At 40.3% G+C, this 24240-nt stretch carries 21 protein-coding genes; 9 read left to right on the forward strand and 12 right to left on the reverse strand.

Annotated elements, in window-relative coordinates; genetic code table 11:
- Positions 1-167: 167 nt before the first annotated feature.
- Genes A2G56_RS09745 through A2G56_RS09760 form a run of 4 tightly spaced genes read right to left on the reverse strand, consistent with a single transcriptional unit; the run spans position 168 to position 3171 of the window.
- Positions 168-818: an amino acid ABC transporter permease gene (locus tag A2G56_RS09745; RefSeq protein WP_062712123.1), complete on the reverse strand. Its 651-nt coding sequence runs from the start codon at positions 816-818 to the stop codon at positions 168-170.
- 8 nt (positions 819-826) lie between these two features.
- Positions 827-1525: an amino acid ABC transporter permease gene (locus A2G56_RS09750; protein WP_062712127.1), complete on the reverse strand. Its 699-nt coding sequence runs from the start codon at positions 1523-1525 to the stop codon at positions 827-829.
- Between the two features lie 19 nt (positions 1526-1544).
- Entirely contained in the window at positions 1545-2372 is an 828-nt protein-coding gene (locus A2G56_RS09755; RefSeq protein WP_062712129.1) for a transporter substrate-binding domain-containing protein, read from the reverse strand.
- 16 nt (positions 2373-2388) lie between these two features.
- A complete protein-coding gene (locus tag A2G56_RS09760; protein ID WP_062712131.1) occupies positions 2389-3171 on the reverse strand; it encodes an amino acid ABC transporter ATP-binding protein in 783 nt (260 codons plus the stop codon).
- Between the two features lie 235 nt (positions 3172-3406).
- Between A2G56_RS09760 and yycF the strand changes: the two genes are divergently transcribed.
- From yycF to ftsY, 8 genes are all read left to right on the forward strand, one after another.
- Entirely contained in the window at positions 3407-4114 is a 708-nt protein-coding gene (gene yycF / locus A2G56_RS09765; protein WP_062712133.1) for a response regulator YycF, read from the forward strand.
- A complete protein-coding gene (vicK, locus tag A2G56_RS09770) occupies positions 4107-5453 on the forward strand; it encodes a cell wall metabolism sensor histidine kinase VicK (protein WP_062712138.1) in 1347 nt (448 codons plus the stop codon). The genes yycF and vicK overlap by 8 nt, the downstream gene beginning before the upstream one ends.
- 1 nt (position 5454) lies before the next feature.
- Positions 5455-6264 (forward strand): MBL fold metallo-hydrolase, encoded by an 810-nt coding sequence (locus A2G56_RS09775; RefSeq protein ID WP_062712141.1) that lies wholly within the window; start codon positions 5455-5457, stop codon positions 6262-6264.
- A gap of 135 nt (positions 6265-6399) precedes the next feature.
- The gene (rnc, locus tag A2G56_RS09780; protein ID WP_099091487.1) at positions 6400-7101 is read left to right on the forward strand and encodes a ribonuclease III; all 702 of its coding nucleotides are present in this window, start codon (positions 6400-6402) and stop codon (positions 7099-7101) included.
- Position 7102: 1 nt separating this feature from the next.
- Positions 7103-10648: a chromosome segregation protein SMC gene (gene smc, locus A2G56_RS09785; protein ID WP_062712144.1), complete on the forward strand. Its 3546-nt coding sequence runs from the start codon at positions 7103-7105 to the stop codon at positions 10646-10648.
- A gap of 361 nt (positions 10649-11009) precedes the next feature.
- The gene (locus tag A2G56_RS09790; protein ID WP_237334413.1) at positions 11010-11798 is read left to right on the forward strand and encodes a Cof-type HAD-IIB family hydrolase; all 789 of its coding nucleotides are present in this window, start codon (positions 11010-11012) and stop codon (positions 11796-11798) included.
- Between the two features lies 1 nt (position 11799).
- Positions 11800-12636, forward strand: coding sequence for a Cof-type HAD-IIB family hydrolase (locus A2G56_RS09795; RefSeq protein WP_062712150.1), 837 nt, complete (start codon positions 11800-11802; stop codon positions 12634-12636).
- A gap of 127 nt (positions 12637-12763) precedes the next feature.
- A complete protein-coding gene (gene ftsY, locus A2G56_RS09800) occupies positions 12764-14335 on the forward strand; it encodes a signal recognition particle-docking protein FtsY (RefSeq protein ID WP_418080417.1) in 1572 nt (523 codons plus the stop codon).
- 240 nt (positions 14336-14575) lie between these two features.
- Here the strand turns inward: ftsY and A2G56_RS09805 are convergent, their stop codons facing one another.
- Positions 14576-15835, reverse strand: a complete 1260-nt coding sequence (locus tag A2G56_RS09805) for an ISL3 family transposase (RefSeq protein ID WP_062712153.1) — start codon at positions 15833-15835, stop codon at positions 14576-14578.
- Positions 15836-16021: 186 nt separating this feature from the next.
- Entirely contained in the window at positions 16022-17407 is a 1386-nt protein-coding gene (locus A2G56_RS09810) for an APC family permease (RefSeq protein ID WP_062712157.1), read from the reverse strand.
- A gap of 273 nt (positions 17408-17680) precedes the next feature.
- Between A2G56_RS09810 and A2G56_RS09815 the strand changes: the two genes are divergently transcribed.
- Positions 17681-18514, forward strand: coding sequence for an aldo/keto reductase (locus A2G56_RS09815; RefSeq protein WP_062712160.1), 834 nt, complete (start codon positions 17681-17683; stop codon positions 18512-18514).
- 40 nt (positions 18515-18554) lie between these two features.
- Here the strand turns inward: A2G56_RS09815 and A2G56_RS09820 are convergent, their stop codons facing one another.
- From A2G56_RS09820 to A2G56_RS09845, 6 genes are all read right to left on the reverse strand, one after another.
- Positions 18555-19370 (reverse strand): TIGR03943 family putative permease subunit, encoded by an 816-nt coding sequence (locus A2G56_RS09820; protein WP_062712167.1) that lies wholly within the window; start codon positions 19368-19370, stop codon positions 18555-18557.
- On the reverse strand, positions 19367-20272 hold the full coding sequence (locus A2G56_RS09825; protein WP_062712170.1) for a permease: 906 nt from the start codon (positions 20270-20272) through the stop codon (positions 19367-19369). Before A2G56_RS09825 ends, A2G56_RS09820 begins: the two co-directional genes overlap by 4 nt.
- A gap of 162 nt (positions 20273-20434) precedes the next feature.
- Positions 20435-20575: an SPJ_0845 family protein gene (locus A2G56_RS09830; protein WP_062712172.1), complete on the reverse strand. Its 141-nt coding sequence runs from the start codon at positions 20573-20575 to the stop codon at positions 20435-20437.
- A gap of 136 nt (positions 20576-20711) precedes the next feature.
- Positions 20712-21770: a sensor histidine kinase gene (locus tag A2G56_RS09835; protein ID WP_062712175.1), complete on the reverse strand. Its 1059-nt coding sequence runs from the start codon at positions 21768-21770 to the stop codon at positions 20712-20714.
- Positions 21767-22459, reverse strand: a complete 693-nt coding sequence (locus A2G56_RS09840) for a response regulator transcription factor (RefSeq protein WP_062712178.1) — start codon at positions 22457-22459, stop codon at positions 21767-21769. Before A2G56_RS09840 ends, A2G56_RS09835 begins: the two co-directional genes overlap by 4 nt.
- A 161-nt stretch (positions 22460-22620) precedes the next feature.
- The gene (locus tag A2G56_RS09845) at positions 22621-23766 is read right to left on the reverse strand and encodes an SSURE domain-containing protein (RefSeq protein WP_062712180.1); all 1146 of its coding nucleotides are present in this window, start codon (positions 23764-23766) and stop codon (positions 22621-22623) included.
- Positions 23767-24240: the final 474 nt, after the last annotated feature.

A 24240-nucleotide genomic window follows, 5' to 3' on the forward strand; every position in this document is an offset into this window, starting at 1 on the left:
TCATTGTCTCTTTGTAAAAGTAGACCAAGACTAGAGTTGCGGTCATGACGATTGTCAAAAAAGCTTGAATAGAAAGATAAGAGGCTTGATAATGGTAATAGAGATGCTTCCCCTATAAAGCTGCAACACAAAATCCACATGAGAACGATTGTCATGTGGATTTTGTGTTATTCAGTTCCTTGTGCCCATTTCTTGGCCAGTCGACGGGAATAAGTCGATATAGCGAAGTTGATGACAAAGTAGATGGCTGTGATGATAAGGTAAAGAGTGAACACTTGACTTGGTTCAAAGTATTTACCCATCAGAATTTGGCTTTTTCCGAAAAGCTCTTGCAAGGCAATAACCGAATAAAGGAGTGAGGTGTCCTTTATAACCGTTACGAATTGTGAAATGATGGCTGGCAACATTTTCCGAATAGCTTGTGGAAAGACAATGTAAATGAAGATTTGCCAGTGTGTCATTCCTTGCGATAAGCCAGCCTCAGTTTGACCGTGATCGACACCATTTAAGCCACCTCGTATAATTTCTGCAAGAGCAGCTGATGTGAAGACAGTAAAGGCTGTGATACCTGCTGGGGTTGACTTCATTTGGAAAACCAAGAAAATAATGAATATCCATAGAAGATTGGGAACGTTACGAACAAATTCAATGTAGATGCTTGATACCCAACGAAGGATAGGATGCTTCCCGTTACGCATAACAGCTAGTATGGTGCCAATAATAGTTGAAAAGACAATCGACAACAATGAGATGTAAAGGGTCAACCAAAGTCCTTGAAGGATAAAGCTAATATTGGTTGGTGTTAAAACTGACATCATTTATCCTCCTAAGTATATGCTTTTTTATTCTCTTCTTCTTTACGCCGCGCCCATGTTGCTAGTGGGAAACAGACGATGAAGTAGAGTAGTGCAGCGCCGGCAAAGGCAGGGACATAGTTAGTAGTCTCATAGGCCCATGCTTTTGAGACGAACATAATGTCGGCTCCTGAAATAATGGCAACCGTCGAGGTATTTTTGATCAGGTTAACCACTTGATTAGTCATGGGGGGTAAGATGGTTCGAACAGCTTGTGGCAGGATAATGAGTTGCATCGTTTCTTTGTAGGTAAACCCTTGAGAAAGTGCAGCCTCGGTTTGTCCTTTGGGAACGGCTTCAATTCCTGAACGGATAACTTCCGAGATATAGGCACCGTGATAAATCCCAACACAGATAACGGCTGTCCAGAAAGCTGAAATCATCATAAAACCGTTCGTGATGATAGCCAAACCATAATAAACAACAACAAATTGCACCAGGAGCGGTGTGTTTTGATAGAGTTCAACATAAACACGGGCGATTGTTTTTAGGATCTTATTCTTAGAAGATGACATAGCCCCAAAAATTAGTCCTAGAAGAAGGGAGAGAGACAAGGCACCAATTGACATGCCCAAGGTATAGAGAAAGCCTTGAGCAAAATCACCGAAATTGGCGAAAAAGTCACCCCATCGAGAAAGGGCGAAGGGACTTGTTACTAAATAATAGGTCATAAATAATGCTTCCTTTCTCTTAATGTTGGGCTTTAGCCGGTTTTAAATCATATTTTTGGTAGATTTCTGTCAAACTGCCATCTTTGGACCAGTCTGCAAGGAGCTGGTTGATGTAGTTGGTTAGGGCTTTGTGATTTTTTTTGCTAGCAATGCCGTAACTTTGCGTATTAAATCCTTGCTCAAGAATAGCAGTCTTCTGGCTACGGTAGCCTGTTAGAATGGATTTATCAACTGAGAAGGCTTGAATACGCTTGGAGTAAAGTGAAATAGCCAGTTCAGGATAGGAACCAAGCTGAACATAGTTGAAGTGTAAATCATTGGCTTTGGCGTATTCTTCAATCAAGCCTTTTGTGGTCGATCCTTGAGCAACGCCAATGGTTGCTTTGTCCATATCTTTGATAGAAGAGTAGTGGCTAGATTTGTTAACTAAAAAACCAACTTCGTCAGTATAATATGGCTCACTAAAACTGTAAGAAGCTTGACGCTCAGGAGTGATCGTGTAGGTCCCAATAACGATGTCAACTTGACCGTTATCGATAACAGCTTCGCGCGTTTGAGCTGTCACAGCGGTAAAGGCTACTTTGACCCCAAGACTTTTAGCGATTTTACGTGCAATGTCAATTTCCATACCTTCGTAGCGGTTTGTTTCAGCACTAAAGTAACCAAAATTAGGAACGTCTTGTTTAACACCAGCTTTGAGAACGCCAGCCTTTTTAATCCGTTTAATGACTTTAGAAGACAAGAGTTGCTCAGTTGTTTCTGCCTTAACTTTTGGAGAAAAACCGATAACAGATAAGACTAGTGCAAATGATAAACAAGCGATAAGAAATGGTTTGATTGATTTCATCTCATATCCTCCTTGACTACGCTTTGCGTTCTTTTTTTTTGGCAGTAACTTTTTCACTGGAATGGTTAATAATTTTGCTGAGGAATTGCTGTGCACGTGGTTCTTTGGGATGATCAAAGAAGCCGTGAACGTCAGTAGTGTCTTCCAAGATTTGGCCATCAGCCATGAAGATGATACGATCAGCTACTTCACGGGCAAAGCCCATTTCGTGAGTAACGACCACCATATTCATCCCTTCGGCAGCTAGGTTTTGCATAACAGCAAGAACATCTCCGATTGTTTCTGGATCAAGGGCAGAGGTTGGTTCATCGAAAAGAAGTAATTCAGGATTCATAGCGAGTCCGCGTGCGATAGCGATACGCTGTTTTTGACCACCAGAGAGCATACCCGGGTAGGAATCCTTGCGATCCCACATGTTGACGTAAGTCAGATACTTCTCGGCAATAGCTTCTGCTTCTGAACGAGACATGCCTAAGACTTTTATAGGTGCCAAAGTCACATTTTCTAACACCGTTTTATGAGGATATAAGTTGAAGTGTTGGAAAACCATACCAACTTCCTTACGCAGTTGAACCAAATCTTTACTGCTAGCGTTGGCTAATTCATGACCGTTTACTTTTAAGCTACCTGTTTCAATAGATTCAAGAGCATTCATGGTACGGATAAGTGTTGATTTACCTGATCCTGAAGGACCTAAGAGAACAACGACCTGACCTTTTTCAATCTCTAAGTTAATGTTACGAAGAGCATGGTAGTCACCGTAATATTTTTCAACATTTTTATATTCGATAAGTGCCATTAGAAACTCCTTTTGTATTAAATTGTTACGTTAGAAAACATAACAAAGATAAGTTACTATAACATATTAGTTTTGAACTGTCAATTGTTAACTTAAAATATTCTGAAAATTAAAACAACACCTAGTGATCCATTTTATAAAGGGGATAAAAGTCGATGATATAAGGTCTTTTTATAGTCAACGTTTTCCATTTGGAGGATAATTTGATATAATCAGAAAAAAGGTAGGTATTAATATGAAAACAATTCTTGTCGTGGATGATGAGAGACCCATCTCAGATATTATAAAATTTAATCTTAGCAAGGAAGGATATAACATTGAGACAGCTTTCGATGGTAATGAAGCAGTTCAAAAATTCGAAGCTGTTAAGCCCGACTTGGTTATCCTAGACTTGATGCTTCCAGGTATCGATGGTCTTGAAGTAGCTAAAGAAATTCGTAAAACAAGCCATACGCCTATTATTATGTTGTCAGCTAAGGATTCTGAATTTGATAAAGTGATTGGTTTAGAAATTGGTGCTGACGATTATGTCACAAAACCTTTTTCTAATCGTGAGTTACTGGCACGTGTTAAAGCGCAATTACGCCGTGTTGAAACCATTGAGACAGTGGCCGAAGAGTCGCTTCAATCCTCACCAACAGAAATTGAAATTGGTAACCTTCAGATTTTACCAGAAGCGTTTATTGCTAAAAAGAATGGTGAAGAAGTTGAATTAACACATCGCGAGTTCGAATTGCTCTACCATTTGGCGCAACATATTGGTCAGGTGATGACGCGTGAACACTTATTGGAAACAGTTTGGGGTTATGACTATTTTGGTGATGTTCGCACAGTTGATGTAACCATTCGTCGTTTGCGTGAAAAAATCGAAACAACACCAAGTCGACCAGAATATATCTTAACTCGCCGTGGAGTGGGTTATTTTATGAAAGCTCATGACTGATCAATTTATTTTTACATTTAGAGATTTAATTATTGCAGGACTAATGTCTATCTTAGTCCTGATTTATGTTTTTTTAATCATCAATGACTCGCTTAATAGCCGGCGAGTGCAGCAATTGACCGAGCAGGTTCAGTCATTGATTTCAGGTGAGTACGTTGTTAATCAAGTAACACGTGGTTCAGCAGAAGTTAGGACTTTGGCAGAACACCTCAATGATTTGTCGGAAGTGTTTCGATTGACTCATGAGAATTTAGGGCAAGAAAAAAACCGGCTTTCTAGTATCTTGTCTTATATGAGTGATGGTGTTTTGGCAACGGATCGGCGTGGTAATATCATCATGATTAATGACATGGCGAGACAGCAGTTAAACTTGTCAGAAGAAGAGGATATTTCCGTCAATATTATGACCTTGTTGGAAGAGACTTCTTATACTTATCATGATTTGATCACGAAAACACCTGAGGTCACTCTCAATCGAGTCGATGAGTTTGGTGAGTTTACTGTTTTAAGAATTAATTTTGCTTTGATTAAGCGAGAAAGTGGTTTTATTTCAGGATTGGTTGCCGTTCTTCATGATACGACTGAACAGGAAAAAGAAGAACGCGAACGTCGCCTCTTTGTTTCGAATGTTAGCCATGAACTACGAACTCCTTTAACATCAGTAAAATCCTACTTAGAAGCCCTTGATGAAGGTGCCCTAAAGGAATCGGTTGCTCCTGGCTTTATACGTGTGTCTCTGGATGAGACTAACCGGATGATGCGAATGATTTCTGATTTGCTTTCCTTATCACGAATTGATAATAATAACTCGCATTTAGAGGTTGAATTGACTAACTTTACAGCCTTTATAACTTACATCCTTAATCGTTTCGATCAGATCAAACTTCAGGAAACGCAAGCTGGCAAATCCTATGACATTATTCGAAATTATCCCTTGGTGCCTGTTTGGATTGAGATTGATAATGACAAAATGACACAGGTTATTGATAATATTATCAATAATGCGATTAAGTATTCACCTGACGGTGGTGAGATTACAGTTAGCATGCGAACAACTGAAACTCAGTTAATTATTTCGATTTCCGATCAAGGTTTGGGAATTCCAAAGAAAGATTTGCCACTTATTTTTGATCGATTTTATCGAGTCGACAAGGCTCGGAGCCGTGCACAAGGTGGCACTGGTCTTGGACTTGCTATTGCCAAAGAGATTATTAAACAACATAATGGCTTTATTTGGGCCAAAAGTGACTACGGCAAGGGCTCAACCCTTACCATAGTATTACCGTATGAAAAGAATATTTTAGAAGTAGATGAAGAATGGGAGGTGACTGAAGACTAAGGTGACTGATAAAGGTTTTAAGTACAGTATTTTAGCTTCAGGGTCGACAGGTAATGCTTTTTATTTGGAGACACCAAAAAAACGTCTGTTGATTGATGCGGGACTGACTGGTAAGAAGATTACCAGTCTTTTAGCTGAAATTGATCGACGACCTGAAGATTTAGATGCCATATTGATCACACACGAGCATTCCGACCACATCAAAGGTGTTGGCGTTTTGGCTCGTAAATACCATCTTGATGTGTATGCTAATGAAAAAACTTGGGAAGTGATAGATGCACGTAACATGATTGGTAAGGTTGATAACAGTCAAAAGCATGTTTTTTCTCGGGAAAAAATGATGACTTTTGGAGATATTGATATCGAATCATTCGGTGTTAGCCATGATGCGGTTGACCCTCAGTTTTATCGTTTGATGAAAGATGATAAAAGTTTTGTCATGTTAACTGACACGGGTTATGTTAGCGATCGCATGGCTGGGATTGTAGCTAATGCGGATGGCTACCTCATCGAATCCAATCACGACATTGACATCCTTAGAGCTGGTTCCTATCCATGGAAAACCAAGCAACGGATTCTTTCTGATTTTGGACATTTATCCAATGAAGCAGGAGCTCAAGCGATGATTGATACTCTTGGCAATCGTACCAAGAAGATCTATTTGGGACACTTGAGTAAGGAAAATAATATCAAAGAATTAGCTCATATGACCATGGAATCTAATCTCATGGCAGCTGACTTAGGGGTTAATCATGATTTTAAAGTATTGGATACATCGCCCGATACAGCAACGCCATTAACAGATATTTAATATGGAATTTACAGTCTAGCCATAAGAGCTGGGCTATTTTTTTGGTATAATAGAAAAGATTACGAAGATAAGTGACAGTCATTTTGGAAAATGGTTTGAGTGAAACTTATTTTGAAATAGAAAAAGGGGAATTTTATGGAACAATTGGAAGAGTTAGCAGCAAAATTAAAAGCAGATTTTCAAATTGAGTTCGCAGACAGTAGCTTGCTAGATACTGCTTTCACCCACACATCCTATGCTAATGAGCATCGCCTCCTAAACATTTCACACAATGAGCGTTTGGAGTTTTTAGGAGACGCCGTTCTACAATTGATCATTTCCGATTATTTGTATCGAAAGTACCCTAATAAGCCAGAAGGGGATTTATCAAAACAACGCTCGATGATTGTCCGCGAGGAGAGTTTGGCAGGATTTTCTAAAGATTGTGGATTTGATGCCTTTATCAAGTTAGGCAGAGGAGAAGAAAAGTCTGGTGGTCGGCATCGAGACACCATTCTTGGAGATCTTTTTGAAGCTTTTTTAGGCGCTTTGCTCCTAGATAAAGGGGTTGAGACAGTTAAGACTTTCCTTTATTTGGTGATGATTCCTAAGGTAGAAAAAGGTCAGTACGAGCAAGTTAAAGATTATAAAACAGCTCTTCAGGAGAAACTTCAAGTTGATGGTGATATTAAAATCCGTTATGAGGTTATCGGTGAAGAAGGCCCTGCTCATGCCAAGTGGTTCGAAGTTCGTGTCACTGCAGACGGTAAGGAATTGAGTAACGGTAAGGGCCGTTCTAAAAAGATAGCAGAGCAGAAAGCTGCTAGAAAAGCACTCCACCAATTAGGTGAGGACTAAGATGTATTTAAAAGAAATTGAAATTCAAGGGTTTAAATCCTTTGCGGATAAGACCAGTATCAGTTTTGACCAGGGAGTGACGGCTGTCGTAGGGCCTAACGGATCGGGGAAATCAAACATTACAGAAAGTTTGCGCTGGGCGCTGGGAGAATCCTCTGCTAAGAGTTTGCGTGGCGGTAAGATGCCTGATGTGATTTTTGCTGGAACTGAGACGCGCCGCCCTCTTAATTATGCACAGGTTCGTGTCACTCTTGATAATAGCGATGGTTTTATTAAGGATGCACCGAAAGAACTGTCTGTTGAACGTCATATTTACCGCAATGGGGATAGTGATTATTTGATCGAAGGCAAAAAAGTTCGTCTACGTGATATTCACGATCTTTTTATGGATACTGGTTTGGGTCGTGATTCTTTCTCCATTATCTCCCAAGGTCGTGTTGAAGCGATTTTTAATAGCAAGGCTGAAGACCGTCGTGCTATTTTTGAAGAAGCAGCTGGGGTTTTAAAATACAAAACGCGCAAAAAAGAAACTGAAACTAAATTAGCTCAAACTCAGGATAATTTAGACCGTTTGGAAGATATTATCTATGAATTGGAGCAGCAGATTCGTCCTTTGGAAAAACAAGCGCAGACTGCTAGACAGTTTCTAACTTTAGACGGTGAGAGAAAAGCCTTGCACTTGCAGGTTCTCGTTCATGACATTCGCTCAGGCAAGGAAGAGTTGCAAGCCTTAGCTGATCGGTTAAATGTGGCTAGAAGTAAGCTCGAAGCTTACCATCAAGAACGTCAAAAGATGGAAGCGACTAATCAAAGTCTCAAGACCAAACGTCATCAACTCTCCCAAGATTCTCAGCGGCATCAGGATGACTTGGTTGCTTTGACGCGTTTGATGGCAGACTTGGAAAAGCAAATCCAAGTAAACCAACTCCAACAGTCACAATCACTGGAAAAAGAAAGCGATTTGAAAGCTCGTCTTAGTGAGCAAGAAACATTGATTAACCACCTAGAAGCATCAATCAAAGAGCTTGAAAAAAAACGGGATGCGGTTATTAGTGACAGTCAGGAGAAAGCTAGGGCTATTAAGCAGCAAGAAGCTGAGTTGAAGGATTTTGCCCAGTCGCCTGATCAGATTATCGAAAGCTTGCGTGAGCAGTTTGTCGACCTCATGAGTCAAGAAGCTGATGTCTCCAACCAGTTGACTGCTTTGGAAAATCAACTTTTACAGGAGAAGCAACAGTCCGAACAAAACCAAGCTGACTTACGAGACTTAGAGAACCGTCGTTTAGCAATGACTGATAAAGCTCAAGAAACCTTAGGTAACTTTGAAGCAGCCAAAGAAGCTGTAAAAGCTTTATTAAACGACTATCAGAATCAATTTCAGGCTGTCAAAAAGTTTGAAAAAGATTATCGAAACCATCAGCAGGCTCTTTTTGATAAGTATGATCGTTTAAAAGGAAAGACAGTTCGCCGTAACAGTCTAGAAGATATCCAAAAAAATCATAGTCAGTTTTTTGCTGGGGTCAAGGCTGTCTTGCAAAATAGTGAGCATATTGGTGGTATTGTTGGTGCTGTCAGTGAGCATCTGAGTTTCAAGTCAGAGCACCAAACAGCGATGGAAATTGTTTTGGGGGGAGCAGCCCAAAATATTATCGTTGAAGATGAAAGAGCGGCCAAAAAGGGCATTCAGTTTTTGAAAGAAGGACGTCATGGTCGTGCGACCTTCCTTCCCTTGACAACTATTAAAGAGCGTTCTTTGAAGCCTGTCTTTCAGGATAAATTGCGACAGCAAGCCGGCTTTCTTGGTCTGGCTAAAGAGTTGGTGAGCTATGACAGTCGTTTGAACACTATTATGGGGAATCTTTTGGGTATGACGGCCGTTTTTGATACCATTGATCATGCTAACAAGGCTGCGCGTGAGTCGCAGTATCAAGTGCGTATTGTTACCCTTGATGGTACTGAATTGCGTCCCGGTGGATCATTTGCGGGTGGAGCTAATCGCCAGAAGAACACAACCTTTGTCAAGCCAGAATTGGACCAATTGGAGACTGACATTACTCAACTATCTTCTGAAATCAAAGTCGATGAAGAAGAATTGGCTAGCTTAAAAGCCGATTTAGATCAAGCTAGTCAACAATTAGCAGAATTGAAGCAAGATGGCGAGGAAGCTAGACTTTCCGAACAAAAAGCAGACTTTGCTTATCAACAAGCTGCTAGCCAGCTTGCTGATCTCAATAAACTCTATCAGGCCAAGATGGCTAATCAGCAAGAATTGACAGCGTCAGGTGATTATCACCTTGAAGAAGAGTTGCAGGCTAAGTTAAAAGCAATTCGGTCTCAGAAGACTCAACTTAATCAAGATATTGAAGCTATCAAGACCGATAAGGATAGCATTGAAGCGAAGCGTCAAGAACTGCAGCATTCCTTATCTGAGTTGAGACTATCAGAGCGTGAACTTCAAGGGGAAAGACAGTACCTTGCACGTGATGTCAACAAGCAAAAAGAAGAGTTACAACAAGCCAAAGATTTGGCTGAAAATCTAGCTTACAGTCTGTCTCACCACAATGATGCCCTAGAGATAGATAAAATCCCAGAGTGGCAGAAGCAACTAGAAGAAGCCAAGCAACGTAAGACCATGTTGGAACAAGAGCAAATTCGCCTGCGGTTTGAACTGGAAGATTTGGAAGCGCAAGGCGAAGATATCGCAGAACGCTTGCAGACATTAAGCCAGCAAAATGAAGCATTTATCCGCGATCAGGCTGAGCTTGAGACACAAGAAAAGCAAGTGAAACAAAGCTTACAAGTATTGGCGCAAGACTTGGTTGATTCCTATCAACTTTCTTTTGTAGAAGCACAAGAACAGGTTGCTTCACTTGAAGATATCAATCAGGCTAAACTAAAGCTCAAGGATTTGCAAAAGGCCATCAAAGCTTTGGGTCCCGTTAATCTGGATGCTATCGAACAATACGATGATGTTGGGCAACGGTTGACTTTCCTGTCTAGTCAGAAAGCTGACTTGGATAAGGCTAGGGATATGCTTTTAGAGACAATTGCCGAGATGAATGGAGAGGTGACCAGTCGCTTTAAAAGGACCTTTGAGGCTATTCGAACATCTTTTAAAGAAACATTTACCCAGATGTTTGGTGGAGGTTCAGCTGACTTGTTATTGACGGATGGAGACTTGCTCTCTGCAGGCGTTGACATATCGGTTCAACCGCCAGGTAAGAAAATTCAGTCACTCAATCTCATGTCAGGTGGGGAAAAAGCCTTGTCGGCTTTGGCTTTACTTTTTGCTATTATTCGTGTGAAAACCATCCCATTTGTTATTTTGGACGAGGTCGAGGCTGCATTGGATGAAGCTAACGTTAAGCGTTTTGGTGATTACCTCAATCGTTTTGACAAATCTAGTCAATTTATTGTCGTTACTCATCGTAAGGGGACAATGGCAGCTGCTGATAGCATTTATGGAGTGACTATGCAGGAATCAGGTGTGTCACAAGTTCTGTCAGTTAAGTTGAAAGAAGCAGAGCAAATTCAAGGTGTGGATTAAACCATTTCGCTTGAGAGATGATAAGAGTTAGCCCTAGCTAGCTCTTTTTCTTCTAACATTTCCTTGTAAGCGGATTTTTTGGTACAATGGTAGGGATTATATAGCTGATACTCAATGAAAATTATAGTCAAATGCATTAACTTTCAGATAAGGAACAAAAAGACGCAGACAGTTCTTGAGTAAGACAAGTCGAAAATGGCAATGTAGTAAAGTTAATTCAAAAGACTATAAAATCAGAACAGGCAAGGCTGATGCAGATAGAACTGTAGTTTATTAAATCAACTCGGCACTGTCTAATTTTGATTTTCAAAGAGTATGACTAAAAAATAGTAGGATAGTATTGAAAAGCTGGAGGAATGACGTGTTTAAAAAAATAGTAGCGTCCGATATGGATGGGACTTTTTTAAGGCCAGACGGTTCTTATGATAAGGAAAGATTTGCTGCCCTTCTGGATAAACTGACTGAAGCAGGTTATCTTTTTGTAGCCGCTAGCGGTAGGTCACTTTTGACTTTGAAACAATTGTTCCAGGATTTTGAAGGTAAAATGGCCTTTATCGCTGAAAATGGCTGTATTGTTGAATGTGAAGGGCAGGTCATTTTTGAAGCTGAAATGCCACCTGAAGATTACCAGCTGATTTTGGCTGAATTGCGGGCTGATTCTGATTGTCAAGGGTATCTGTTATCCGGAGAGAAGGCAGCTTACGCGCCTTTAGATGCTTCAGATGACTATATTCAAAGGGCAAAATATTTTTATGCCAATGTTCAGCGTGCTGATCTTGATAATATCTCTGATAAGATTTTAAAAGTGACTGCTCGATTTGATTCGGAGATCATTCATGATTTTTCGAAACGGTTAAATGGTCAATTAGCTAATTTCCAAGCTGTTGTCACTGGCTTTGATGGGATGGATATTATTCCAAAAGCCTATAACAAATCAACAGGCTTGGCAGTCCTTTGTGGTAAACTAGGCTTATCAGCAGCTGATGTTTTCGCTTTTGGGGATAATCACAATGATTTGGAAATGTTAAGCTTTGCACAGACAGCTATCGTACCTGAAAATGCCGTAAAAGCTGCTAAGGACTTGGCCGAAGAGGTTATTGGAGATAACGCTACAGATGCTGTTTTGAGTTACTTGGAAGGTTTGGTTTGAGATGACAGAGATAAAATTGATTGCTTTAGACTTGGATAATACTCTTTTTGATGATGAGAAAAGGGTGTCAAAAGCTAATAAAGAAGCTATCAAGAAAGCTACACAAATAGGTGTCAAGGTTGTGATTACAACGGGTCGCCCTCTGAAAGCTATCGGCAATCTACTAGAGGAATTAGACCTTAACCATCCTATGGATTATAGTGTGACTTTTAATGGAGGGCTCATTCAGCGAAATGACGGTCATATTTTGGCGCAGCAGGCTTTGTCGCGGCATGAGGTAGATACTATCTATCAGCAACTGTCTGCGATGGGCTTGCCTGTTGATATCTTGAGTGAGGGAACCGTCTATAGTCTGTCTGGGCCAGGTCGTCCATCGCGCTATTCAGAAGCCAATCCTTTGTTAACGTTTAAAACTTTGGAGCAATTAGCCGATTTGCCAGAAGACATTGTCTATAATAAGGTAGTTGTTGTGACGGATAAGGACTTCCTAGATGATAGCATTAAAGAAATGCCGGCTATGATTTTTAATGATTTTGAAGCTTTCAAATCGCGAGAAATCATTTTTGAAATCATGCCTAAAGGTGTTCACAAAGCATCTGGTTTAGCCAAATTATGTAGTCTATTAGGTATTAAGCGAGAAAATGTCATGACTGTCGGCGACGAAGAAAATGATTTGACCATGATTGACTGGGCTGGCTTGGGCGTTGCCATGAATAATGCTGCACCCATTGTGAAAGAAACAGCCAAAGCCATCACCGAAAATGACAACAATCATTCAGGAGTGGCAGAGGCCATTGAAAAATACGTATTAAGTGGAGAAAAAGATGGGATTATTTGACCGTTTATTTGGAAAAAAAGAACAAAAAGAAGAGCAAGAGCTTCATCAAGAAGTGTTTGAAAAGCAGGAAAATGAGGATACAGAGTCTCATCAACCAGAACAAGAGACTGTTTCAGAAGACCTTGCGGTGGATAGATCTTCTGAGCAAGACAGCCTAGTTATTGTGTCCGAAAAAGATGCTCAAATCAGCCAGCCATCTGAAGCTGATTTTGTGACGCAAGTGGATTCGGCGCTTGACGAGGCTACTAATGACAATGAAGACAGCTCTGAAAATCTTGAAAAAACATCTGCTTTAGAAGAGTCAGAGTCAGTTAGCTGGAAAGATGAGTTTTCTTTTGGAGATACAAGCGAAACTGAATCTGATAGTGATGTTAAGGCTGATGTGGTTATTCCAAAACACCAAGAGGATCCAGCAGTTGACTGGAAAGATGAGATAGACGTTGACCTTAATCAAGAACAAACTAGTGACACGGACAAGCAGGATTTGGCAGACTCAACTCATCAAAGTCTGAAGAGTGACTCATCCCTTGACGATGATAAAACGCAATCTGAAGTTTCTACTAGCGAAGTAGATAATGCATCTCTTAATGATGTAGCATCACAATCAAATAATCCTCGTTTTGAATCAGTGATGGCAGATTATTATGCCAAAAAAGCTGCTGTTGCTGAGGCTGCTGAGCGTGGTGAGACCTTGAGTTTTGAGGCCATGCCAACACGCCAAATCGAGGAATTGTCTAAAGAAAACGCCCCAGCAAGCACGCCAGAAATTGAGGAAACCACTGAAGAAAAATACAATCGTAGTTTGAAGAAAACGCGGACAGGCTTTGCTGCGCGTCTCAATGAGTTCTTTGCGAACTTCCGTAAAGTTGATGAAGAATTCTTTGAAGAACTAGAAGAAATGCTCATTATGTCTGATGTCGGAGTGACTGTTGCCACACAGTTAACAGAAGCTTTGCGTCAAGAAGCACGTATCGAAAATGCTAAAAAACCAGACGATCTACGCCAGGTAGTGATTGAGAAGCTGGTTGACATTTATGACAAAGATGGCATTTATAATGAAAAAATTAATTTCCAAGATGATTTGACGGTCATGCTGTTTGTCGGGGTTAATGGTGTCGGAAAAACGACGACTATTGGGAAACTGGCTTACCAATACAAAAAGCAAGGCAAAAAAGTCATGCTGGTTGCCGCTGATACCTTCCGTGCAGGAGCGGTTGCTCAGCTGGTTGAATGGGGCCGCCGTGTTGATGTCCCAGTTGTGACAGGCCCAGAGAAAGTAGATCCCGCTTCGGTTGTTTTTGATGGGATGGAACGTGCTCTCTCAGAAGGTGTTGACGTGCTTATGATTGATACGGCAGGTCGCTTGCAAAATAAAGATAATCTCATGAAAGAACTTGAGAAAATCGGTCGTATTATCAAGCGTGTCGTCCCAGAGGCACCACACGAAACGCTGTTAGCTTTGGACGCATCCACTGGTCAAAATGCTCTTAGTCAGGCGAAGGAATTTTCGAAAATAACGCCTCTAACAGGATTGGTCTTGACTAAAATTGATGGTACGGCAAAAGGTGGGGTTGTTCTGGCTATCCGCCAAGAGTTGGATACTCCCGTTAAGCTGATAGGTTTTGGTGAAAAAATTGATGATATCGGACCATTCAATTCAGAGAATTTCATGCAAAGTTTATTGGAAGGCTTGATTTAGGTCTTGAGAAAAAAGCTCTGAGGCAAAAGGTGGTTCATTTTAGAGATTCTATACCATCGCTATCGATGAATACTCAATGACAATCAAAAGCAGACTAGTTGACGTCGATGCAGGCAGAAGCGAAGTTCATCAAGTCAGCCACATTTAGTTTTGATTTTCGAAGAGTATCAGTTGATCAGACTATAAAAAAGGAACAATATAGTTTTGGCTCTTTGTCAACTGTAGTGGGTTGACTTATAGCTAACACCGAGAGAGGACCAATTTGGTCTTCTCTTTTGTTGTGTTCAAAGCAAGATAAATCCGTTTTTTGAAGTTTTCAAAGTTCCTAAAGCCAAAAGCATTTCGCTTAATGACTTTAATAAGGTTGTTGGTCGCCTCTAGTTTGGCATTGGAATAAGGTAGTTTCAAGGCATTAATAATCTTCTCTTTGTCTTTTAGAAAGGTTGACAAGACGGTCTTGAAGATGGGATGGACCTGTTTGATGGTATCAGAAATGAGTTCAAAGAAGTGTTTCTCCTGCTTTTCTTGGAAATGAAAGAGAAGGCATTGGAAGAGTTCATAGTGGTGACGTAGCTCATCAGAGTAGCTCAAAAGACGTTGCACAATCTCTTGATTGGTCAAGTGCATGCGAAAAGTTGGACGATAAAACCGTTTATCGTTTAAGTTACGACTATCTTGTTGGATGAGTTTCCAGTAACGTTTCAAGGCCTTATATTCGTAAGATTGATGCTCAAATTGGTTCATGATTTGGATACGGAAACGGTTCATGGCACGAGATAACTGTTGAACAATGTGGAACCTATCGAGAACAATCTTCGCCTTAGGAAACAGTTGCTTAGCGATGTCATAATAGGGACTAAACATATCCATGGTGATGACTTTGACACGACTGCGCACCTTGTGAGAATACCGCATGAAATGATTTCTGATGACAGCTTGCGTCCGCCCATCAAGGATAGCGATAATCTTGTTAGCATCGAAATCTTGAGCAATAAAGCTCATCTTTCCCTTCTTAAAAGCATATTCATCCCAGGACATGTTCTCAGGTAACCAGGTTAAATCGGTCTTGCATTCAAAGCGGTTGAGTTGCCGATAGACAGTTGACACAGAGATAGACAGGTCTTCAGCGATTTTTGTCATTGCTTCACGGCTCATGAGTTTGTCGGTGATTTTGTGGTTAATGATGTTGGGAATCTGATGATTTTCTCTGACTAGAGAGGTCTTAGCGACAGCCATTTTCCCACACGCTTGACATTTGAAGCGACGCTTTTTGAGACGAATCAGTACTTTACAACCCGCCATTTCCAGATAGGGAATTTTGCATGGCTTTTGGAAATCGTACTTTGCCATTTTATCTTGACAATCAGGGCATTGCGGGGCATTATAATCTAACTTGGCATGATACTCTCTGTGAGTGAAGAACTTGTCAAATGTCTTTTCAAAAGTGATGTTAGGGTCTTTAATGTCGAGCGAATCTTTGATATAATCTAGTTGTTCCATATGAGTCTTTCTAGTGAGTGGTTTAGTCGCTTTTCATTATAAGTCACATGGGACTTTTTTGCTATATTCAAAAAGACTCCATAATCTCCGATGGGAATTTACCCACTACAGAAATTATAGAGCCATAGTTTTCTGTTAGACAGAAGCCTATACTGTTCGTTTTTTTTTTTTTTTGTGTGTTTGGTGTCAGATTTTTGTCGCAGATGATTTGCTTTTGTCTCTACCAGCTTTTTGTTGATAAAGATAAACAGGGATTCCCAAGGCTGTTAGAAGAATGCCCATTAAGGCAAGTGGAAATTGGTTCTTCAAAGTTAGGACGAGAATAAAGATACCACCAATGATGGCAATCATTGGAATAAGGGGATATAAAGGAACCTTGTATGGACGATAAAGGTCAGGTTCTTTTTGACGCAAGCGGATAACAGCGACAAAAACAAGTGTATAAAAAATCCAGATGACAAAGATTAGCATATCAGATAGCACGTTAAAGCCGCCCAAACAAATCATAATAATAGCAATGGTGATTTGTAACCAGCCAGCCATATAGGGCACCTTATGTTTGTTTAATTTAGTCAATTGGTTTGAGAATGGCAACATGTTTTCAATGGCAAGTGTGTAAGGTAGACGCATACCTGTCATGACATAGCCATTAATGGTACCATAAACTGAAATCAGGATACCAATGGTAATGAGTTTGCCACCAATTGCTCCGAAGTAATATTGGGCAACTTGCATGGCTGCAGCATCATTATCAGCTAAATGATGGATAGGCATGGCTTTGAGGTAGGCAAAGTTGATCAGCCCATAAACCATCATAATGCCTAGCATCCCTAAACCAATAGCCTTTGGCAAATCACGAGCTGGATTTTTAAGTTCACCAGCGATATTGCCGACATGAATCCAACCATCATAAGCAAACATTGTTGCCAGAAGACCGCTTCCAAGAGCAGTAACAATCCCTCCAGAATAAGTGTTGGTTTCTATTGGAAAGAGGCTAACAGTGACATTGCTATCAGCTAACCAACTGAAGATGATAATCGCTCCAATGGGAACAAGCTTGGCAATTAGGGTTACTGATTGCAAAGCCCCGCTAGTCTTAGCCCCTAGAAAGTTGATAAAAGTTAAAGATAGGGAAGCAAGGATAGCGATTGGAATCGTCAGACTAGGCGACAAGTCAAAAAGATTTTTAAGTTGAGTGGCAAAAATAATGGCTAAGGCCGCTACATTGGCTGGAAAATAGATAAGGACTTGTGCCCAACCAAGAAGAAAGGCAGGAAACTTACCATAAGCTCGCTCGATATAGCGAACCATTCCGCCTGTTTCAGGGATTGCAGCAGCTAGTTCAGCACCTGTTAAACCAGCACAAAGTGAAATGATACCAGCCAGTCCCCAAACCAAAAGATGTAAGCTAGCTGAACCAGTAGTACTTGAAACACTGGCTGCTTTGAAGAAGACACCTGCACCAATTACAGTCCCCATGACGGTTGACAAGGCTGGAAAAAAAGTCATGGTTCTTTCTAAGCTATCTTGGTGGGGGTCAGACTTGGCTTGTGTGTGCTTAATTGCTAACATGGAAAAATCCTCCAAAAATCAGTCATTTACGAACACCTTAATCGAGAAGTTAGACTAAAAAGTCTCAGGGATGAACGTATTGCTATTGTCAGTATGAGCTGTCCTTTTACAGACTTTCTAAATAAGACAACACTCTAGTATAACCCATGAGTGGTCAGATACAAAGTGAAAGTTTTTGACAGATTTTTCCAATAATTGAAAGACGCCCTAGAAGGGATTTGATGAGATAAGTGATAAAATAATACTAAAAATGATGATCAAGGGAGGTAGCAAATGTCACTATTAGATTATGGTAAATTAGGTATGGGAACATGGTATCTGGGAGACAAGCCCGAATCGCGTCAGGAGGAACTAGCTGCTCTAAGGTACGGTTTAGACAAGGGCTTAAAAATCATCGACACAGCTGAAATGTACGGCGATGGGCGTTCAGAGAATCTTGTCGGAGAAGCTATTCAGCCCTACAATCGCGGAGATCTCTATTTAATATCCAAGGTTTTGCCTAGCCATGCTAATCAAACTTATTTGGAAGCTAGTTTGGATAATTCCTTAAAAGAGTTAAAAACGGATTATTTAGATCTTTATCTTTATCACTGGAGAGGTGGAACGCCTTTAGAAGAGACCGTTGACGAACTAGAACGCATGGTAGACAAAGGAAAAATTAAAGCCTGGGGTGTTTCAAATTTTGATGTGGAAGACATGGAGGATCTAATGGCTACTAAGTCTGGAAAACATTGTCAAGCTAATGAAGTCCTTTATCATCTTGGCTCACGTGGCATCGAAGTTAACTTGAAGCCTTACCAAGATGAGCTAAAGATCCCGACAATTGCTTATTGTCCACTTGCTCAAGCAGGGGATTTAAAAAGGCAATTACTCAGTCATAAGGCTGTCCAACAAGTGTCTGAAGACTTGGGCATAACGGTTTATCAAGTCCTTCTTTGTTTTACGCTTGCTCAGTCAAATATGGTTTCTATCCCAAGAACTGGACAAGTCAAACACATGGTGGAACTCGTTGACTGTCTATCGATTTCCTTAGATAAAGATCATTTAGACTTACTTAATCAAGCCTTTCCTGTTCCAAAGAAACGCCTACCGTTAGACATTCAATAAAAAGAGGAGCCGATACTGGATCGGACTCCTTTATTAACCATTAAAAGATGCGATAAACATATGGATTGTCTGGTTGAGAAACTTTTTGGCTCTCCTCAATATGGAGGACAGGCAGGTTTTCTTTGAGTTGGCTATTGTATTCGGTTGAAATGGTACCGGAGACCTTGACCCAAGTATTGTTATCAAAGGGCTCAGCGTTGCCGGTTGTCGATAGGCCGTAGACGCCGGAATCGGCGATACAATGAATAATGCCAAAGCGAAAGAGATATTGATATCCCTGGTGGCCAGGTTCGTTGTAGACAAAGCCAACGAAAGAAATTTGTTTACCCGCAAAAACATCTGGATAGAGATAGATCAACTCCATAACCTCCATATAGTTTTGGCTCGTAATCTCAATAGTTTCAAGGTTTTGATAGGCTTTTAATTCGCGTTTCATTTCCTTTTGATAGGCATTTTTGGTGAAATAAAGGCTGGTGTCAGGTTTTAGGTATTGTACCGTAGTACCATCATCAGATTCCCCTTTGCCGACAGAGCCAACTGCTGTTGGAAAGGTATATCCCTTAGCTGAAACAGTTGTAGAATCAAGAGTTACAGTAGGAACGAGTAAACCAACTAAAACTGGAAATACTAGGATCATCGGACTGGTCAGCTTTGCCATTTTTCCAGACAAATGAGAATGGAGTTTGAGATTTTTCATCCAGATAATGAGTTGAACCACAGCTAAGACGAAAGACAAAATCATGGCAATGAAAGCCAGATAAGAATAGTGAATGTTGATATACTGGTCCAATTTGCCCGACAAGTAAAGGTACATGCTGAGCTCAAAATAGCCAACTAAGATTAAAAATCGAATCATGCAAAAACTCCTAAGGCGAGACAATAAAGGGACACGATAACAGCAGAAACCGTGATAAACTGAAGGATGAAGCCCTTTTTGAAGCTAGTCCACATCATCATTAGGTTTTTGATGTCAATGATGGGACCGATGAGTAGAAAAGCCATGACAGGTGCCGGTCCAAAGCTAGAGAGGAGGCTGGCACCGATAAAGGCATCCGCTTCACTACAAAGGGAAAGGACAAAGGCTAAAGTCATCATGACCAAGATTGCTGTCAAAGAATTTCCAGCCAAAGAGGTTAGAATACGGGTTGGTAGGTATATTTGCATAGCAGAGGCAATCAAAGTCCCAAAAACCAAGTAGCGACCGGTATCAAAGAATTCATCGATAGCATGAGACAAGGAGTAAAAGATTTTTTTGAGGTGGCTATGCCCACTGTAATCATGAAAATGCGGGGCTTCTTTTGAAGGCATTTGAATATCTTCATCCGTTAGGTAGGCTAAGAGGACTCCCAGAGCCACTGCCACCAGAATAGCACCTGTTAAACGCCAGATGACAAACTGCCAAGAATTGCCAAAAGCAGAGTAAGTCGCTAAGATAACAATGGGATTGATCACCGGAGCCGTCGCTAAAAAGGGAACAGCTGTATAACTGGGGACTTTTTTCTCCATGAGACGATTGACAATGGGGACAATACCACACTCGCAAGAGGGGAAAATAATCCCGATAAAAGTACCAAACAAAATACGCAAAAAGCGATTTTTGGGAAGATGTTTGGTCACTTTATCAGGGGTGACGTAAACTTCGATAAAGCCTGTTAAAATAGCACCTAAAAGGACAAAAGGCAACGCTTCAATAATAATGGACATGAAAATAGCCATCCATTGTAGAACACTGTCAGGTAACTGATTAAACAAAGACATGAGTAACCTCACTTCATCCAAGATTTAAAATAATGGAAAAGGATTCCTAAACAAAAGGTTGATGCTATTATGATCAGGAATTTGACAGAAAACGACCATGGTAGGATATCTGCTAAAAAGGCACTTAATCCTCCAAGTATTATATTAAATAGAAGGTCAATTTTAGGATAATGTGTTGTCGCTTTCTTTTGGCTCATTGTCTTTTTTTCCTTTCTTAGGATCTGAACCCACATTGTCAGGCAGTTTAGCAAAGCTTGCAAACAGACTTTCTAGCTTCTCGTCTTTTTTATATGAAATAGCCATGAGGCACCTCCGATTTTTTAGTATTGCTATTATATTATCATTTTTTTTGAATAGCTTAAAGCAATTATATTTTGAGATGGGCTGGTGATGAAACAGCTAATTGTCTAAAAGAAAAGAACCGTTGGGACTCGGCTCTTTAGTCAGTCTGATTTTTAGGCTCTTGTTTAAGAGGAATTGACAGAGAGAATTTACTCCCCTTAGCTTTTTGGCTATCAACGCTGATAAAGCCACCGAGTTGCTGCGCTAATTCTTGAGCGATATAAAGTCCTAAACCATGTCCGCCTGTGGCCATATTTCGAGAACTTTCCACACGGTAAAGACGGTTGAAAATCTTAGATTGATGTTCCGGGCCAATCCCAATCCCTTTGTCAGTGACAGTGATGGTAAGTTTTTCCTTAGCTTTAATAAGATCAATCGAAATGGGTGTCTTAGCAGGAGAATACTTGAAAGCATTACTCACTAGGTTTTGTAGAATGCGATAAAGCTTATGATAATGGCTCATAATATAGGCAGATTCTGGCAGGACAGAAATAGCGATATCTCGTTCTTCGTCGGTAATTTGCAAATGAAATTCAGACAGAACATCAATAATAAGCTTATCCAGATAAATGGTTTCAAGAACTTCATTTTCTTTGTCGCTGCCATAAACTTCTGAAGTAAGGAAATCCAGTTCTTTTACCAAATGATTCAATCGTCCCGTTTGTCCATGAATAGCTTTTAAGTAGCGAGGGGTGTCTTCTGGTGGGATAATGCCGTCTAAAATTCCCTCAACTTCAGATTGGATAGAGGTAATGGGCGTTTTGATATCATGTGATAACTGAGCAATCATCAAAGCTTTTTCTCGCTCACTTTCTGTGAGAGAAGCAAAACTTTCTTCAAGAGATTGCGCCATGCGACTGAAAGCTAAGTCAAGGTGAGCAAATTCTTGCGGTGAGGTGATGGAAATATCCGTTTGAAAATCTCGCCGCGAGAGAGCATCCATTTTGGCAATCAGTAAGGATAAGGATGTAGTGATTTTGCTGAGTAATAATAGGCTAAATAAGGCACCAAGAAGACTTGCAGTGATAACTATTGCCATGATAAAGAAAACTTGCTTTTGTTCGATAACCATATAATTGAGGCCGATGAAAACCCCAATTAAGGTGATCAGGATAGCTATTAGGTGCCCAGTGATTAAGTAATATCTAAGTGTCATGGTGCCACCTCGAGTTTGTAACCCAGCCCCCAAACTGTTTTTATAGTTGGTGTTTGTGGGGTGCTGTGTTTGGCTAAATCATTTCGTAAAGCATGAATGTGAACGTTAAGCGTATTAGTATCTTCGATAAACGTTTCATCCCAGACCCTTTCGTATAATTCTGACTTAGAAAAAACACGATTTTTTTGATAGGCTAAGAGCCACAGGATATCGAAAGCCTTATTAGTCAATTCAAGAGAATGGCCATTGATCAAGACAGCACGTGTCTGACGATTAATCCTCAAATCACCTATAACCAGTTCCTCCTGCTCTTGTTGTCTGCCATAAAGTCTTTTTAAAATATTGGTAACTCTAAGAACTAACTCTCTAGGGCTAAATGGTTTGCAAATAAAGTCATCAGCTCCCAAACTAAGAGAATAAATCTTATCAGGCTCAGCTGTTTTAGCTGTGATGAAAAGAAAGGCCTGCTCCTCTTTAATACTCAATACTTCTGAAATAAAATCATAGCCATCCATTTGAGGCATCATGATGTCACTAATAATGAGGTCAATAGGATGTTTTTGGAAAGTGTCTAGTGCTTCCAGACCATTATTGGCTGTAAAAACGCTAAAACCAGCCTGATTCAAATAACGTTTATTGATGTCGATAATTTCAGGTTCATCATCAACCAAAAGAATAGAATAGGTCATATCTTTAATCCTTATCTTTAAAATGAAAACTGTTGAAGAAGTAGTCAAAATAGTGTTATACTTTGCTAAGTATAACACTATTCTGATATAAGACCAAGCGGTTTTTTGAGTTGCCAACGGTTTAGACAGCAGGGTCTTTTTGCGATGCTTAATAAAGGTGTTTAGCTTGCCTTTTTCTTAGATAGAAAAGTTTTAAGAGACATTCCAAAAGCTACTAAAAGAGTGACGAGTCCAACGCCGGTCAACACTTGGTGGTTCGTTTCACCAGTCATAGGAAGGTGATCTTTAGCCATTTCTTTTTGACTTGGGTCCATCATGTCAGACTTCTGATTAGCTGTCATCATTTTAGCTGACATGTCAGCCTTGGATTGAGTAGTTGGCATATTGTTTTTTTCAGGCATGTTCATCTTGTCCATGCTTGGTTTATCCATCATGCCAGTCATGCCTTTATCGGAATGCTTGTCTTCCATCATTTGTTCTTTATTCAAATGAAGGGTAACCATTTTGCTGGCAAGGATCTTGGATAAGTCTGGCATATCACCTTTGGCTGCGTAGACAAGAACCTTACCTGTGATGGTTTTGCCTGACATTGCTTTTAAGGTTTTTAAAAGATCATCGTCCATCTTCCCTTGAAGAGCTCCTTCAAGTTCTAAGTTATAGAAATAATGTCCTTTGGAAAGATTTTCTAGTGGTAGTAAGGCGGGATTCATGTCCTTACCATTATCAGACCAAGCAGCACCATCAGATGATTTTAAGAGTAAGCGTGTTAGCATACCGTCACCGCCGAATGCTTCGAAAGGAATAACTTGGTTGACACCAGCTGTGAACGGGCCGGGGAAGTTGGCTTTTTTTACATAGGATTCAGGAACACTAATGTCTTCATGAATGACTTGCTCAACAGCTGTTGTAACTGTTTCAGGACTTGTGACAGTAGCTTGAGGCATTTCAGCAGTTGATGGAGCATCAGAACTAGCTTCTGTCTGGGAGTCCATCATTTCCATCATTTTTGATGTGTCTGTCGTGGAACTTGTCTCAGAAGTGTTAGACATATCGGTCATCTTGGCTGGTTGACTAGCTTCTGTGTTTGACATTTCTGGGCTCATTTTAGGAGTAGCATCAGTGCTTGGACTAGTAGTGACACTAGACACCGGTTGATTGGTCATATCGTCAGCCCTAACCTGATTACCCTGTGCTAAAGCAACGATACTTCCACTAGCGATAATGATGGAAGCTAAACTCACTTTGCCATAATGGAGTGATCCTTTTGTGAATGATTCTTTTGGTCCCTTTGTTGAAAAGTTTAACATAAGCTTCTCCTTACTTTTTTTGATACTTTCATTATAAGAAGTGACTTTAAGTATTCATAAGTTATTTCTTAAATAAGTCTTAAGTAACCGTTAGGAAAGGCTTAAATCAATTGCTAATCTGTCTTTACGTGACAGTTAACAGCGAAGAGAATTTCCGATAAATAGACCATTCAAGCGTTAAACAAAAAGGTCTCAGTTCTTTAAAGAACTTGACTGTCAGCTACTGATATTATAATCACAATAGAAAGCTACCGCTTTATCAATCCAGATTTGTCTCACTCTACTTGGTCATTGAAGGAACTTTTAACCTGTCGTTTGTATTTTTTACGAAGCCTTTCTTTTTTTAATGCTCACAAGCTTACTAGTTTAGTTTAGTCATTATCGGCTGCACAAGACTCTTGTTATTAGTAACAAAGTCTATGAAGATGTCACTCAAATCGCAACGATTTGATCAGTCCGTTTTCAAAAATTAAG

The sequence above is a fragment of the Streptococcus halotolerans genome (assembly GCF_001598035.1).
GTDB lineage: Bacteria > Bacillota > Bacilli > Lactobacillales > Streptococcaceae > Streptococcus > Streptococcus halotolerans.

Excerpts from the sequence above, each read along its gene's own strand:
- A2G56_RS09745 (WP_062712123.1), bottom strand. The coding sequence starts at position 818 with ATGATGTCAGTTTTAACACCAACCAATATTAGCTTTATCCTTCAAGGA.
- A2G56_RS09750 (WP_062712127.1), bottom strand. The coding sequence starts at position 1,525 with ATGACCTATTATTTAGTAACAAGTCCCTTCGCCCTTTCTCGATGGGGT.
- A2G56_RS09755 (WP_062712129.1), bottom strand. The coding sequence starts at position 2,372 with ATGAAATCAATCAAACCATTTCTTATCGCTTGTTTATCATTTGCACTA.
- A2G56_RS09760 (WP_062712131.1), bottom strand. The coding sequence starts at position 3,171 with ATGGCACTTATCGAATATAAAAATGTTGAAAAATATTACGGTGACTAC.
- yycF (WP_062712133.1), top strand. The coding sequence starts at position 3,407 with ATGAAAACAATTCTTGTCGTGGATGATGAGAGACCCATCTCAGATATT.
- vicK (WP_062712138.1), top strand. The coding sequence starts at position 4,107 with ATGACTGATCAATTTATTTTTACATTTAGAGATTTAATTATTGCAGGA.
- rnc (WP_099091487.1), top strand. The coding sequence starts at position 6,400 with ATGGAACAATTGGAAGAGTTAGCAGCAAAATTAAAAGCAGATTTTCAA.
- smc (WP_062712144.1), top strand. The coding sequence starts at position 7,103 with ATGTATTTAAAAGAAATTGAAATTCAAGGGTTTAAATCCTTTGCGGAT.
- A2G56_RS09795 (WP_062712150.1), top strand. The coding sequence starts at position 11,800 with ATGACAGAGATAAAATTGATTGCTTTAGACTTGGATAATACTCTTTTT.
- A2G56_RS09805 (WP_062712153.1), bottom strand. The coding sequence starts at position 15,835 with ATGGAACAACTAGATTATATCAAAGATTCGCTCGACATTAAAGACCCT.
- A2G56_RS09810 (WP_062712157.1), bottom strand. The coding sequence starts at position 17,407 with ATGTTAGCAATTAAGCACACACAAGCCAAGTCTGACCCCCACCAAGAT.
- A2G56_RS09815 (WP_062712160.1), top strand. The coding sequence starts at position 17,681 with ATGTCACTATTAGATTATGGTAAATTAGGTATGGGAACATGGTATCTG.
- A2G56_RS09820 (WP_062712167.1), bottom strand. The coding sequence starts at position 19,370 with ATGATTCGATTTTTAATCTTAGTTGGCTATTTTGAGCTCAGCATGTAC.
- A2G56_RS09825 (WP_062712170.1), bottom strand. The coding sequence starts at position 20,272 with ATGTCTTTGTTTAATCAGTTACCTGACAGTGTTCTACAATGGATGGCT.
- A2G56_RS09830 (WP_062712172.1), bottom strand. The coding sequence starts at position 20,575 with ATGGCTATTTCATATAAAAAAGACGAGAAGCTAGAAAGTCTGTTTGCA.
- A2G56_RS09835 (WP_062712175.1), bottom strand. The coding sequence starts at position 21,770 with ATGACACTTAGATATTACTTAATCACTGGGCACCTAATAGCTATCCTG.
- A2G56_RS09840 (WP_062712178.1), bottom strand. The coding sequence starts at position 22,459 with ATGACCTATTCTATTCTTTTGGTTGATGATGAACCTGAAATTATCGAC.
- A2G56_RS09845 (WP_062712180.1), bottom strand. The coding sequence starts at position 23,766 with ATGTTAAACTTTTCAACAAAGGGACCAAAAGAATCATTCACAAAAGGA.